Annotated in this window: 14 protein-coding genes and 1 tRNA gene; 7 read left to right on the plus strand and 8 right to left on the minus strand. The window is 64.7% G+C overall.

Going from position 1 to position 13,643, the window contains the following annotated elements:
- Positions 1-173: 173 nt before the first annotated feature.
- Positions 174-263 (plus strand) — tRNA-Ser (locus FFS37_RS21815).
- Between the two features lie 139 nt (positions 264-402).
- Here FFS37_RS21815 and FFS37_RS21820 read toward each other — a convergent pair.
- Positions 403-1,044: an HD domain-containing protein gene (locus FFS37_RS21820; protein ID WP_137933141.1), complete on the minus strand. Its 642-nt coding sequence runs from the start codon at positions 1,042-1,044 to the stop codon at positions 403-405.
- Positions 1,045-1,153: 109 nt separating this feature from the next.
- On the opposite strand from FFS37_RS21820, the gene FFS37_RS21825 reads away from it, so the two are divergent.
- A complete protein-coding gene (locus FFS37_RS21825; protein ID WP_137933040.1) occupies positions 1,154-2,131 on the plus strand; it encodes a GlxA family transcriptional regulator in 978 nt (325 codons plus the stop codon).
- A gap of 96 nt (positions 2,132-2,227) precedes the next feature.
- Here the strand turns inward: FFS37_RS21825 and FFS37_RS21830 are convergent, their stop codons facing one another.
- Entirely contained in the window at positions 2,228-3,127 is a 900-nt protein-coding gene (locus tag FFS37_RS21830; protein ID WP_137933041.1) for a LysR family transcriptional regulator, read from the minus strand.
- 111 nt (positions 3,128-3,238) lie between these two features.
- Between FFS37_RS21830 and FFS37_RS21835 the strand changes: the two genes are divergently transcribed.
- The 3 genes from FFS37_RS21835 (at position 3,239) to FFS37_RS21845 (ending at position 5,660) form a co-directional block, all read left to right on the plus strand.
- Complete coding sequence (locus FFS37_RS21835) at positions 3,239-3,967, plus strand: SDR family oxidoreductase (protein ID WP_137933042.1); 729 nt, start codon at positions 3,239-3,241, stop codon at positions 3,965-3,967.
- Positions 3,967-4,284: an Atu4866 domain-containing protein gene (locus tag FFS37_RS21840; protein ID WP_137933043.1), complete on the plus strand. Its 318-nt coding sequence runs from the start codon at positions 3,967-3,969 to the stop codon at positions 4,282-4,284. Before FFS37_RS21835 ends, FFS37_RS21840 begins: the two co-directional genes overlap by 1 nt.
- Positions 4,285-4,508: 224 nt before the next feature.
- Positions 4,509-5,660: a YihY/virulence factor BrkB family protein gene (locus FFS37_RS21845; protein ID WP_232375733.1), complete on the plus strand. Its 1,152-nt coding sequence runs from the start codon at positions 4,509-4,511 to the stop codon at positions 5,658-5,660.
- Between the two features lie 6 nt (positions 5,661-5,666).
- On the opposite strand, the gene FFS37_RS21850 is transcribed toward FFS37_RS21845, so the two are convergent.
- Both FFS37_RS21850 and choX read right to left on the minus strand, forming a co-directional pair.
- Positions 5,667-6,722: an alcohol dehydrogenase catalytic domain-containing protein gene (locus tag FFS37_RS21850; protein WP_137933044.1), complete on the minus strand. Its 1,056-nt coding sequence runs from the start codon at positions 6,720-6,722 to the stop codon at positions 5,667-5,669.
- Positions 6,723-7,652, minus strand: a complete 930-nt coding sequence (choX, locus tag FFS37_RS21855) for a choline ABC transporter substrate-binding protein (protein WP_137933045.1) — start codon at positions 7,650-7,652, stop codon at positions 6,723-6,725. It lies immediately after the preceding gene.
- Positions 7,653-7,769: 117 nt separating this feature from the next.
- Here choX and betI point away from each other — a divergent pair, with 117 nt between their 5' ends.
- Positions 7,770-8,390, plus strand: a complete 621-nt coding sequence (gene betI / locus FFS37_RS21860) for a transcriptional regulator BetI (RefSeq protein WP_171026362.1) — start codon at positions 7,770-7,772, stop codon at positions 8,388-8,390.
- An 83-nt stretch (positions 8,391-8,473) separates the two neighbouring features.
- Here the strand turns inward: betI and FFS37_RS21865 are convergent, their stop codons facing one another.
- Genes FFS37_RS21865 through FFS37_RS21880 form a run of 4 tightly spaced genes read right to left on the minus strand, consistent with a single transcriptional unit; the run spans position 8,474 to position 13,015 of the window.
- Positions 8,474-9,355 (minus strand): efflux RND transporter periplasmic adaptor subunit, encoded by an 882-nt coding sequence (locus tag FFS37_RS21865; RefSeq protein ID WP_137933047.1) that lies wholly within the window; start codon positions 9,353-9,355, stop codon positions 8,474-8,476.
- The gene (locus FFS37_RS21870; protein ID WP_137933048.1) at positions 9,352-9,561 is read right to left on the minus strand and encodes a DUF1656 domain-containing protein; all 210 of its coding nucleotides are present in this window, start codon (positions 9,559-9,561) and stop codon (positions 9,352-9,354) included. The genes FFS37_RS21865 and FFS37_RS21870 overlap by 4 nt, the downstream gene beginning before the upstream one ends.
- Before the next feature lie 8 nt (positions 9,562-9,569).
- A complete protein-coding gene (locus FFS37_RS21875) occupies positions 9,570-11,615 on the minus strand; it encodes an FUSC family protein (RefSeq protein ID WP_137933049.1) in 2,046 nt (681 codons plus the stop codon).
- Between the two features lie 53 nt (positions 11,616-11,668).
- The gene (locus FFS37_RS21880; RefSeq protein ID WP_137933050.1) at positions 11,669-13,015 is read right to left on the minus strand and encodes an MFS transporter; all 1,347 of its coding nucleotides are present in this window, start codon (positions 13,013-13,015) and stop codon (positions 11,669-11,671) included.
- A gap of 122 nt (positions 13,016-13,137) precedes the next feature.
- On the opposite strand from FFS37_RS21880, the gene FFS37_RS21885 reads away from it, so the two are divergent.
- On the plus strand, positions 13,138-13,593 hold the full coding sequence (locus tag FFS37_RS21885; RefSeq protein WP_137933051.1) for a MarR family winged helix-turn-helix transcriptional regulator: 456 nt from the start codon (positions 13,138-13,140) through the stop codon (positions 13,591-13,593).
- Positions 13,594-13,643 lie beyond the last annotated feature (50 nt).

A 13,643-nucleotide genomic window follows, 5' to 3' on the forward strand; every position in this document is an offset into this window, starting at 1 on the left:
CCTAACCGAACACCGGCACGGAGTCAAGGCAGCCGGGCGTGCCGCGAACCATGTGTGCGACGCGCAAACCACCCATTTTCCGGCGAAGCAAATAACTGACGGATTGGCCTTGTAACCTTCCCGTTCAGCCGTTATCTAGTGCGCCGCGCCGGCAACGGCGGACCATGACCCGCGGAGAGGTGGCAGAGTGGTCGAATGCACCGCACTCGAAATGCGGCATGGGTGCAAGCCCATCGGGGGTTCGAATCCCTCCCTCTCCGCCACTTCGGTACAGACACCGACACGCTGTTTCCGACGATTTCCCGCCGCCAATTGTGGCAGGCCTGCGTAAGAGTTGGTCTCTCTATCCTTCGATGAATAACTTCGCACCGGCGCGAAGCGCGGTGGTGATCGAAGCACCGGTCAGCCGTGCCAGTGGGAGCAGCGGATGACGCCGCAGAAGTTGCCGCGATGGAAATGCGGCTCCTTGTCGGCGATCACATCGGCTTTGACGTTACCGAAGGTTGTGTCGGGCTTGAGCCTGATGCCGTCGTAGAAGGCCTGAATAATGTCTTCCTTGAACCTCGGTGTGCGGGGGAACGCTTTGACCACGGCTTCCCGCTCGGCATCGGAGTATTGATCGTAGGTCAGCCCGAGCACGTCCATCTCGACGCCGGCCGTCACCAGCGCGACAACAGGATGCATATGGACCGGCACGCCTGGCGTGGTGTGGAGCGCGATCGCGGTCCACACCGTGTATGCGTCGTCCTCGGGGATGCCATGGCTGCGCAGGAAGTCGCGGGCGGCATGGGCGCCGTCGACCTCGAAACGCTCGTCCCTGCTGCTGTGGCTCGGCATGAGGCCGATGTCATGGAACATCGCACCGGCATAGAGCAGTTCGCGATCGAACTTCAGTCCGCGCTGAATGCCGGCAATAGCCCCGAAATGATAGACGCGGCTCGAATGGTTGAAGAGCAATTCGGTTTCCGTATCGCGGATGAACGCGGTGATGGCTCGCGCCAACCGGGAATCGGGAATGGCGGCATCTTTGGCGATCGCTGACATGGCTTTCTCCTGTCCTTGGTGATGGCCAGGAGGATAGAAAAGGGATAGCCTTGTCTTCAATCGACGTATTACGTCAAAAACTGCCAAATCCCGATCAAGGCGGACACGGATGCGCAGGAAGCCAAAAACTATCGTCATGGTGGCGCTGCCCGGCGTGCAGCTCCTCGATGTCTCCGGCCCGCTCGACGTCTTCGCGGAAGCGAACGCCCAGGCCGGTCACGAAGCCTATCGGTTCCTTGTCGCGGCGGGCGAGCCCGGTCCTGTCCGCAGCTCCTCCGGCGTGCGGATCATGCCGGACCGGATCATCGACCGCGACATAGAGGAGGAGATCGATACGCTGCTTGTCGCGGGGTGCCCCAACGCGGCAACCGTGCCGATGGATGGCCGGGTCGTGGACTGGCTGAGGCGGCGCGCGCCAGCCGCACGGCGTTACGGTTCGGTGTGCAGCGGCGCGTTCTTCCTCGCCGCTGCGGGCCTGCTCGACGGCCGGCGTGTCACGACGCATTGGGCCGTCGCCGACGAGCTCGCCAGGCAGTTTCCGGAAGTGAGCGTGCAGGAGGACGCGATCCAGGTCAGCGACGGTGCCGTGCGGACGGCCGCTGGCGTGACCGCCGGGCTGGACCTTGCGCTGGCGTTGGTCGAGGAGGATCTCGGCCGCGACATCGCCATGCGGGTGGCCAGTCAGCTCGTGATGTTTTTCAAGCGTCCAGGCGGGCAGATGCAATTCAGTCGTAAGGGCGAGGCTGTGCCGGCCGGGCGCGCCGCGCTTCAGGAGATCCAGCGGTGGGTGGCAGCGAACCCTGCTTGCGACCACAGCGTTGGCAATCTTGCCAGGCGCATGGACTTGAGCCCGCGCCATTTCGCGCGGCTGTTCCGCAACGAGGTTGGTATCACGCCAGCAGCATGGGTCGAGGAGGCGCGCGTCAGCGCGGCCCGGCGGCTTCTTGAACAACACAACGAGGCTCCCAAACAGGTCGCGGCCCGGTGCGGATTCGCCGACGCGGACACATTGCGGCGCGCCTTCGCGCGGCATGTCGGGGTCACGCCAGCAGAGTATCGCAAGCGGTTCGCAATCATCGCGGCATAGATTCTTCGTCGCTGGATCGACGGCTGGACAGCCTTCGTCGCGGGTAACCCGCCGCCTGCCGCAAGACCCTCGGCCTCGTCGCGCGCGATCTCCCGATCATGGCCGCCATTCGCCGCGCTTGAGGTGCTCAACCAGCGCTCGCAGCTTCGGCGCGAGGTTCCTGCGGCTCGGATAATAGAGGTAGAAGCCGGCAAAGCGCGGACAGTATTCCTCCAGCAGCGCAACCAGTTCGCCACGCTCGATGAAGGGGCGGAAACTCTCCTCCATTCCGAAGGTGATGCCGGCCCCGGCAACGGCCAGCTTGATCATCAGCGCCATGTCGTTGGTGGTGACTTCGGGCGAAACCGCGACGCTGAAATCCTTGCCGGCCTCGGCGAACTCCCACCGATAGGGTACCGCCTTGGGCGAAGGCCGCCAGCCGATGCAGCGATGCCCGGCAAGGTCCCGGGGATGCCGTGGAATGCCGAATCTGTCCCGGTAGGCGGGGGAACAGACCGTCAGTTGTCGTTCATCGCCCGCGATGGCGACGGCGATCATGTCCTGTTCGATGACCTCCCCCAGCCGCACGCCGGCGTCATAGCCCTCGGCAACGATGTCGAACTCGTCGTCGGTCACCGTGATATCGAGCTCGATCTCGGGATTGGCCTCCGTGAAACCGGCAAGAAACGGACCCGAAAGGAACCGCTCGGCAATGGAAGAGACAGCGAGCCGCAATTGGCCGCGCGGACGGTCACGCCATTGCTCGGTCTGGCGCAGCGCCAGGCGCATTCCTGATATGGCTGGAGCCACGTCCTCGTAAAGCTGTTCGCCCGCTTCCGTCAGGCTGACGCTGCGCGTCGTTCGGCGCACCAGCGCGATGCCGAGGCTTTCCTCCAGCCGCCGGATCGTCTGGCTCACGGCGGACCGGCTGACGCCCAGCCGTTCGCCCGCCACGCGGAAACTGCGTTCCTCGGCGACGAGCGCGAACACCGAAAGCATATTGAGATCGGACAGCATTGGTTAGCTCAGCTTTCCACTTTGGCAACAATTGAATGCCTTATCGCGACAATGGCTGGAGGATACAGTCCTGGCAATCTTGATCCCATTGAAGACGAAAGGATTTTTGCAATGGCACTCGACAAGGTCGTTCTCATCACCGGAGCCTCCAGCGGCATCGGCGCCGGCATTGCCCGCGAATTGGCGGCCGCCGGCGCCAGGCTGATGCTGGGTGCGCGCCGCACCGACAGGCTGGAAGAACTCGCCGACGAGATCCGGGCGAAAGGCGGGCAAGCGATGACCCGCCGGCTCGACGTGACCGACCGCGCCGATGTCGCCGCTTTCGCGCAGGCCGCGCGCCTGGCCTGGGGACGGGTCGACGTGATCGTCAACAATGCCGGCATCATGCCGCTGTCGCTGATGGCGTCGATGAAGACCGACGAGTGGGACCGCATGGTCGACGTCAACATCAAGGGCGTGCTGCACGGCATCGCCGCCGTGCTGCCCGAGATGACGGAGCGGGGAGCCGGCCACATCATCAACATCGCCTCGGTCGGGGCGCTCACCGTTTCCCCGACGGCCGCCGTCTATTGCGCGACCAAATATGCGGTGCGGGCGATTTCCGACGGCCTGCGGCAGGAACGGGACGATATCCGCGTCACCTGCATTCACCCCGGCGTGGTCGAAAGCGAACTGGCCGGAACCATCACCGATCCCGCCGCGGCCGAGGCGATGAAGACCTACCGCGCCATCGCGCTGCAGCCCGATGCCATCGGCCGGGCGGTGCGCTTCGCCATCGAACAACCCGACGACGTCGACGTCAACGAGATCGTCGTGCGCCCGACACGGGCCGCGCACTGATGCGCGGGCTCGCCATCGCCGCGTCGCTCATCGCGATATCGGCCGGATTTGCCATTGCGGGAGATAAGAAGATGAATACCAGTGCTCACCAGTATGCCGGCCTTTGGGTCACCGCGGACGGCCACATACGCCACGAACTGCTGCCCAACGGCCGCTATGTCGAGGCCAGGGGAACCCGCGAGAAAGCCTATCAGGGACGCTATCTCGTCACGGGCAATCACATCGACTATTGGGACGACACCGGCTTCACCGCCGATGGCGATTTCGTCGATGACGTGCTGCACCATGCCGGAATGATCCTGCACCGGCGCCGGTAAGGCGCGCAGCTACCCCGGCTTTCAGACCTCGGCGCCAGACAAGACCTCGAATATCCTCATCTCGGCGCCGCCAGCACACCAATTGCGGGGATAAACAATCGAAGCGCTCAAAGCCTGCATATGATCGATCAACCCTCGCCGGCGGAGCGGCGAGGGAACGGCAGACCTTTTCCCGGCGTTGTAAGGCGTTCCCGGAACTCAGGTCCAAGCGGGCGAGGCGCTCCATGGCGAAACACTCAGGAAAACGATCCGCCGGCGCTCGCTCCGGCGGAGGAACACGAAAACCGCGTGTCACGGCGCGATCGTCATCCACGACAGCCAAACGGCCGGCACGGCCTGCCGAGCGCGAGGCTTCGCTGATCGACGAGGAGGCGGCAGGCCGGGCTGCTTCCACGACCGAACAGAGCGCGGCGGTGCTGAAGGCGGAAGACGGCGAACGGGGCCGCGATGCTGCCTGGCCCTCGGAAATACCCGCGCTCGGCTGGAAGGATATCTTCTGGAGGCTTTGGGAAGAATTCAACAAGGACCGGGTCCTGCTCGTGGCGGCCGGGGCCACTTTCTATCTCCTCCTGGCGCTTTTCCCCGCACTTGCCGCCTTCATTTCGATCTACGGGTTCGTTGCCGATCCGGCCACCGTCGCCGACCATGTGGCTTATCTCAGCGGCCTTTTGCCAGCCGGAGGCCAGGACCTTATCCGCGAACAGTTGCAGGCGCTGGCGAGACAGAAATCCGGCGCGCTCGGGACCGGGTTCTTCGTCGGCCTCGCTATCGCACTATGGAGCTCCAACAGCGGAATGAAGGCGCTCTTCGATGCCATGAACATCGCTTACGAGGAGAGCGAGAAGCGTAGCTTCGTCCGGCTCAACCTGATGTCCATCCTGTTCACGGTCGGGGCGCTGCTGATAGGCATCGTCCTGCTGTTGACGATCGGCGTCGTGCCCGCGCTGCTGCGGTATTTTTACCTCGATGACTGGACGGAATCGCTGCTTGCCATATCCCGGTGGCCTATCCTTGTCGGCGCGATGCTGACCGGCATATCGCTGCTTTACCGTTTCGGGCCAAGCCGCGAACATGCCAAATGGCGCTGGCTGAGCTGGGGAGCCTTGATCGCCACTGCCGTATGGATCGCCGCATCCTGGCTGTTCTCGTTCTACCTCCAGCATTTTGCCAATTACAACGCCACCTACGGGTCGCTGGGCGCGGTCGTCGGCCTGATGATGTGGACCTGGATCTCCGTGATCATCCTGATCAGCGGTGCCGCCATCAACGCCGAGATGGAACACCAGACCGCCATTGATTCGACGACAGGACCGGCGCGGCCGATGGGCGAACGCGGCGCGGTGGTCGCGGATACGCTGGGCAAGATCGCAGGGTGATCGAATTCAGACACCTTGTGGCATCAAGGGACCTTCAGGCGCGTCAAAGACGATGGCTTGCCGCCCTTTGGCGGTTCCCGCCTTCAATCGCGCCAGCGCACAGGTCGCTTCGGCAAGCGTGACGCGCTCGATCTGTGCCTCGAAAGGTTGCGCCTCGTGCAACTGCAACAGTTCCCGCATCTGCGCGCGCGTGCCGACACTGGTCCCGGTGATCCAGACACCGGTCGTGGTGAGCCACTCCTGATTGAGCGCCACCGGTTGCGGAACCATCGCCGCGGCAATGATCCTGCCGCGCGGGCGGATGGCGGCCACCATCGCATCCCAGCTTGCCGGCGTCGGCGCGAAATTGATGCAGGCGTGCGCGCGCAGGCCCGCCGGCCAGTTGCGGGACAGATCCGGCGACGCGAGCAGGACGTGGTCGGCACCCAGCGAAGCCGCGAGGCGCAACTTGGCCTCGTCCGTGTCGATTGCGACGACGGTCGCGCCGAGCCGCCGGGCGATCTGGATCGCGTAGAGGCCGAGGCCGCCGCAGCCGAATATGGCGCACGTCTCCCCGGCGACGATCCCGGCCCTCCTCACGGCGCCGAACGCGGTCAGGCCCGCGCACATCAAAGGCGCCAGCGCCGCGGCGTCGCCCTGGTCCGGCACACGCGCGGCAAACCGCGCGTCGGCCACCACATATTCGGCGAAAGTGCCGGCGACATCGAAGCCGTGCGCCCGCTGATGCTGGCAGAACGACTCCATCTCGGCATGGCATTCGTCGCAGCCGCCGCAAGCGTCGTGAAGCCAGGCGACGCCGGCGCGCTCGCCCAGGCGCCAGTCGCTGACGCCCGCGCCGAGCCGAACCACTCTCCCGACGCCTTCATGGCCGAGGATGGCGGCCGTCTTCCCGGACGCCGGTCGCAGATGACCCTGCCACACATGCACGTCGGTATGGCATATGCCGCTCGCCTCCAGCTGGACCAGGATCTCTCCCGGGCCGGGTTCCGGCCGTGGCATCCGCACAATGCCGAGCGGCTCGCCCGCCTGTTCGAACAAAGCTGCCAGCATGCTGTCGTTCATTTACTGCCCCAGGGCGCTTTTGACGGCCGGCAGGCCCGGCTTGCCGTCGAGGGTCGACACGCCGTCGAGCCACTTGGCGAGCTTGTCGGGATTGCGCTTGATCATCTCGCGCGCGGCTTCCTCGGCGGATTTCCCCTCGCCCAGGATCATCCGCATGCCGTGGTTCTCATAGTCGAGATCGAAGGCCAGGTTGGCGAACAGCCGGGCGGCGTTGGGGCATTCCGCCGAAAAACCCTTGCGGGCGATGGTGCGAACGGTGGCGCCGCCGAAATTGGGGCCGAACTCGGCATCCCCTCCCGACAGGTAGGTGATCTTGTAGTCGAGGTTCATCGGATGCGGTTCCCATCCCAGGAACACGACAAAGCTCTTGTCGGCGATCGAATTCGAGACCTGCGTCAGCATCGCCGCCTCGCTGGACTCGATGATCTGCCAGTCGCCCAGCCCGTGCCGGTTGGCGGCCACCATGTCGAGCAGCGGCTTGTTGGACCCGGCCTCGATGCCATAGATCCTGCTGCCGAACTGGGCAGCATGGGCGGCGAGGTCGTCGAAGCTTTTCACCCCCTGGTCGGCAACATATTGCGGCACGGCAAGCGTGTATTTGGCGCCCTCCAGATTGACGCCCAGCACCTCGACCCAGCCATTGTCGAAATAGGATTTGTATTCCTCGTCCTGCACCGGCCGCCAGTTGCCCAGGAAGACATCCATGTCGTTCTCCTTCAGGGCCGAATAGGCGACGCCGAGGCCGAGCAGGGTCTGGGAAGCATCGTAGCCCAGACCCTCCAGGATGACCTGGGCCGTGGTGTTGGTCAGCGCGATGTCGGTCCAGCCCAGGTCCGCCATGCGGACCTTCTTGCATTGCGGGGCATCGGCGGCGAAGGCAGGCGAAACAGCAAGCCCCGCCAGCAGGGCGAAAGCGAAGGTCAGGCGCATTTTGGTTCCCCATTTTCTTGATGAAGCGGACTGTGCCTTAACGCTATGGCCTCCTCGCTTTATGTCAATACAGAATCTTGTATGAGCATACAAAATTCTTTCTTGCTAGAAAGGGCGATGGCGACTCACAGCAAGCGAACCAAGATCGAGGACATAAGGCGCGTCGAACTGATCGCGGCGGCGCATCGCGTGTTCCTCGAGCATGGCCTGCACGGCATGACCTCGGCCCGCATATGCCGCGAAGCCGGCATGTCGCCGGGCATCCTTGCCTATTATTTCAAGGGCAAGGACGAGGTGCTGTTCGGCATGGTGCGCTACAACAACCGCTTGCTGATGGAGGATGTCATCGCGCGGCTGAAGGCGGCGCGCACCGGTTGGGAACGGCTGGAAGCGATCGTCGAGGGAAACTTCCCCGCATCGGCTTTCACCCGCCCCATCGCCAATGCGTGGCTTTCCGTCTGCGCCGAGGCTGGTGTGAACCCGCAATATGCCCGGCTCCAGCGGCTGTTCTATCGCCGGCTGCGGTCGAACCTGGCATCGGTGTTCGACGGGGCGGCGGCCGAGTCACGTCTGCGGGAAGCGAGCTTCATCATCGCCGCGCTCATTGATGGACTGTGGCTGCGCAAGGCCGCCGCCGACGATCTGGGCCGTGACGAGGCGATCTCCCTGGTGTTCAGCGGCATAAGCTCGCTTTTGGGCGATGGGGAAGAGCGGCGCTTGCGCCATCCGGCCGTCTGAGCTCCACGCCGCTGCCGTCTAGAGCAATTCCAGGAAAAGTGCGCAGAGCGGTTCGACGATTCCGTGAAAAACGCTGAGCCGCTCTAGTCGGCGACCGTGGTTTCTATGACGACGCTTGCCGAGGTTCCGACGACCAGCCGCGCCTTGGTGGCGGCATCGCCGTCGAGCACGATGTGCACGGGAACACGCTGCGCCAGGCGTACCCAGGTGAAGGTCGGGTTGATGTTGGCGAGCAGCGTGCCCGAGGCGCGTTCGCGGTCTTCGATCCCAGCGGCGATACTAGAGACATGGCCGGGGATGGATGACTTCCATCCCATCGGCTTGATCGATGCCTTGGCGCCGACCTCGATGCGCGGAAGCTTCGTCTCCTCGAAATAGCCGTCTATGCGGACCGTATCGGTGTCGACCAGCGCCATGGTCGCCGCGCCCGTGGTGACGTAGTCGCCTGGGCGAAGACTCAGATTGGTGATGATGCCGTTCACCGGCGCCCGGATCTCGGAACGATCCAGATTGAGCTGTGCAAGATCATGAGCCGCGCTCGCCTGCAGGCTTTCCGACTCCGCCTCGGCGACGGTGGACCGCGCCTCCTCGATCTGCTGGATACTGACGGCCGAAGCGGTCAGCCGCTGCAAGCGGTCGAGATTGCGCTTTGCCTGATCGAGCGTCGCCTGCTTTCCGTCGACCACCGCCTGCGATTGCGCGAGCGCGACGACGAAGCGCTGACGATCGACCTGGAACAGCACATCGCCCTTCTTGACCGTCTGGTTGTCGTTGACCAGCACATCGGCGACAAGGCCGGACACGTCGGGCGTGACACCGACGACATCGGCGCGCACATGGGCATCGCGCGTCCAGGGGGCGTTCATGTTGTCGTCCCACAATTTCCAGGCAGCGACGACGGCGATGGCGACGACGGCGACCGTGACAAGCACCCTGCCGGTGGTTCTGAAAAGACGGTATTTCATGAAAACAGCCGATTCGAGAGAGAGGACATTGCGCCAAGGATGAGGATGTAAAGCGCGAGGTTGAACAGCGCCCGGTGCCACACGAGCGAATAGAGACCCGTCCGCGACAGCACCTCCCAGACAAGCCGCGCCACGACGAAAGCCGCCAGCATCATGACCAGAAGCCCGGGCAGATAGACGCCGCCAATACTGATGTCGTGCTGCATGTCTCGATCTACTCCGCTACGAGGAGCACCTGCTCCGGCACTGTTGAGTGAACGGGCGGCGCGGCGTCTCGAAACAGGGCGCGCCGCAGCCCCACAAGCGCATCGACGGATCGCCGCGCCGGCGTCGCCTGGCGGCCCGCGACGATGGCGAGCGCGGCGTCGATGCGCTCGCGCAGGCCCGGCGAGGCGGGAACCGAGGCGCCGAGGCGGACTCGTTCCTTGAACAGCGCCGCGACGGCCGACAGCACATCGCCGATCGAAACCCGCTCCTCGGACGTCAAGCGACCGCGCAGCCGCTGCAGTTCGACGATGTTCAGCCCCAGCCTGATCTCCGCGTAGCCGTCGATCATCGACAGCCGCTTGTCCTCCGCCGCCGCCAGCCGGGGCACCAGTTGGCCGAGCCGGTCGAGCATGCGCCCCGCGAGCCTGCGCTGGTCCTCGGCACGGTCCCCGGCGGCCAGCTGGGCAAGGTCGGACCAGCCGGCATGCACCAGCCGCCTGGCGGCAATCTCGCCGCCGAACGGCCGAACCACAAGCGTCCAGACAAGCGCGAAGCCGACGCCTGCAAGCGCTGCCAGCCCGCCGCCGGCGAATGAGGTGAAGTCGGCCGAGAACCTGTCGCTCAAAGCGATGAAGGAGGCCGTGTTGACGGTCAAAAGCATCGCCAGCATGTTGAGCTGCGGCCTGGGGATCAGTGTGCCAAGCAGCAGGAACGGCGGCGCCAGCGCCAGGACCAGCAAGGGGAAGCTCTGGATCGATGGCAGGATGGCGAACTGGTAGGCGGCGGTCACCACCAGGCTGACGGAGCACCAGATGAACATCGACAGCAGCAAGGGCGCGGGGCGATCGGTGGCCGCGAAGAAGGAGCATGCCACCGCAACCATCAGCACGAAGCCCGAGCCCTCGGCCCAACCCGAATAGATCCAGACGGCACTGGCGGCCAGCACGGCGGCGATGACGGACGCCGCGTAGAAGAACAGCATTCCGTAATCATGATGACGGCTGCGCGAGAAGGTACGGCGCCGGCGGAAGGCAAGCTTCTCGCCACGCGCTTCGCCGCTCGCGATCTGATGCTTCAGGACGAGGCAATCGTGCCAGGCATCGACGATCTCGCGCAGCCGCGCCAGAGCGCTGTCGAGCATGAGGCTGCGCCAGTCCACGGCATAGGCCGGCGGGCGCAGGTCGGCGATGCGCGAGCGCAGCGCAACCGCGCGGGCGGGACTGTCGACCGACTTCAGCCAGGCCCCGACATCGTCGAGCAGGCGGCTGAGGTCGGGGCTCAGGACCCGGTCGCGCGATCTCAATTCGTGCAGCCGGTCGTCGAGCGACGAAAGCAGCGGCAGGAGCAGCATGAGGCGGCCGCGAAGCTGGCGCGCCTGCCGCGTCAGCCCATGCGTCTGGTGATCGTATCCGAGCTGGCTGATCAGGATATCGAAGCCGGAAATGTCGGAAGCGAGTTTTTGCCGGCCGGGAAGCGCCGATCCGGCCGCCCCCTCGCCACGAAGGATCTCGGCGGCCCAGCCGGCCGCATCGCCGAGCCAGTTGGAGATGCGCGACGACATCAGGGAGGACAGCCCGATCGGAAACAGCAGCTGGCCGACGAGGCTGGCGCAGACGATGCCGAGGATGATTTCCTGGCTGCGGGCCGATGCGATGTCGAAGATGGTCTGGGGCGCATCGACCGCCGGCAGCGCCATCAGCGGCAGCGAATAGCCGGCGAGCATGAAGACGTAGCTGCGCGGCGTGCGGTCCAGCATCGATATGTAAAGCAGCACGCCCGTCCACAACGCCACGACGACGCTCATCAGCAGCGGTGAATTGACGAAGGCCGGCAGCAAAAGCACGGAACCGGCCGCACCGATCAGCGTGCCGAGCGCACGATAGAGCCCCTTGGACGATGTCGCGCCCGCAAGCGGGTTGGCCACGACGTAAACCGCCGCCATGGCCCAATAGGGTCGCGGCAGGTCGAACGACAGCGCGATGTAAAGCGCCATCATCGAGGCGAGGAACGCCTTGATGGAAAACAGCCAGTCTTGCCAGGAAGGGAGCGTCATGCGTGGGGCTTTCGGGCCCGCCTCCTCGCCAGCGGACCCACTTTGTGTTGCGGCTAGCGGTTGATGTCGACGTCCTTCGTCTCCCGCCCGATCAGCAGGGAGATCAAGGTCAGCGCCGCCATGGCCGAGAGGTAGACGCCGACCCAAAAGGGTCCGCCGCCCACACTCCACAGCGCCACCGCGATGAACGGCGCCACGGCGGCGCCGAGGATGGACGACACGTTGTAGGAGATGCCCGAGCCGGTATAGCGCACATTGGCCGGAAACAATTCGGGCAGCAGCGCGCCCATCGGGCCGAAGGTCATTCCCATCAGGCTGAACCCGACAATGAGCCACGCCATGACGCCGACAGTGCCGGCATGCAGCATCGGCACCCATGTCAGGCCGAAGACAATGATGGCGAGGGTGACGCAGATCAAAGTGCGGCGGCGGCCCCAGCGGTCGGCCCACGGACCGGAGACCATGGTGAAGATGCCGAAGAAGACCACGCCGATGATCATCATCAGCACGAAGGTCGTATAGTCGTAACCCAGTCCGGGGACAGCGGCGCCGGGTGCCGCACGACCATAGCTCAGCGAGAACGTCGTCATCAGGTAGAACAGGACATAGGTGGCCAGCATGTAGAACGTGCCGAGCACCAGTTCCTTCCAGTGCGTGCCGACGACCGAGGCCAGCGGCACTTTCTTGACCTTGCCGGCGCGCACCGTGTTGTCGAAAGCGGCGCTCTCGACCAAGTTCAGCCGGACCCAGAGGCCGATCGCCACCATGATCAGGGAAAACAGGAACGGTATGCGCCAACCCCAGGACAGGAAGGCCAGGGACGGCCGTGAGGGATCGTCGGATGGCAGGATGGCGGCGATGATCAGGAACAGCCCATTGGCGATGATGAAGCCGATCGGTGCGCCGAGTTGCGGGAACGTGCCGTAGACGGCGCGCTTGCCCTTGGGTGCATTTTCCGTCGCGACCAGCGCGGCGCCGCTCCATTCGCCGCCCAGCGCGAACCCCTGTGCGAGGCGCAGGATCACCAGCAGGGCCGGAGCCAGCCAGCCGGCGTTGGAATAGGTCGGCAGCAGGCCGATCAGGAACGTCGCCAGGCCCATGGTCAGCAAGGCGCCCACCAGCGTGATCTTGCGGCCGCGCCGGTCGCCGAGATGTCCGAAGAAGATCGCGCCGAGCGGTCTGGCGATCATCGCCGCGCCGAACACGGCGAAGGAAGCGAGCAGCGCCGTCGTCTCGTTGCCGGCTGGGAAGAAAAGATGCGGGAATACCAGCACCGCCGCCGTGGCGTAGACGTAGAAGTCATAGAACTCGATCGTCGTTCCGATCAGGCTCGCGAGGATTACCCTCGACCGGGGATTGGCTGGCGGGGCTGCGGGCACTGCATCGAAGACGACGGACATCGGAAACACCTTGAAGGAACGGCGGGGCCGGTCCCTCCTGTTGAGATCAGGAAATGACGAGCATGAAACCCATCTCGCCGATATAGATTGCATCCTAATAGATTGTATGCGAATAATTAGCAATGGAAAATGACCAGTCCAGAAGCCGCGAAACGATCGGCCAGGTGATCACCAACGTGGCACGCCTCTGGCGCCGCATGGCCAATGAGCGGTTGGACAAGTGTGGGCTGTCGCACGCCACGGCCATGTCATTGCTGGCGCTATGGCAATTGGGAGGCGAGGCGCGCCAGGGCGCGGTGGCGGACCAGGCGGGCCTTGAAGGTCCTTCGCTGGTCCGGCTCGTCGACCTTCTGGTGGCGGAGGGGCTTGTCGACAGGCGCGAGGATCCGAGCGACCGTCGCGCCAGGATCCTGTCGCTGACAGCCGATGGCGAGGCGCGGGTGGCGACCATCAACACCGTGCTCGCCGAATTGAGGCACGAATTGGTCTCGCTGATTGGCGATGACGAACTCCGGATCGCCTCGACAGTGTTGCGTCAGATTCAGTCGGAACTGGCCGGCAAGCTGACCGAGAACTGAGCGCCGGCCGGCCGCTTCGGACCGGCCGCGACAGGCTCGCCGGAGGGTGC

It is taken from the genome of Mesorhizobium comanense, assembly GCF_005503535.1.
Classification (GTDB): Bacteria; Pseudomonadota; Alphaproteobacteria; order Rhizobiales; family Rhizobiaceae; genus Mesorhizobium; species Mesorhizobium comanense.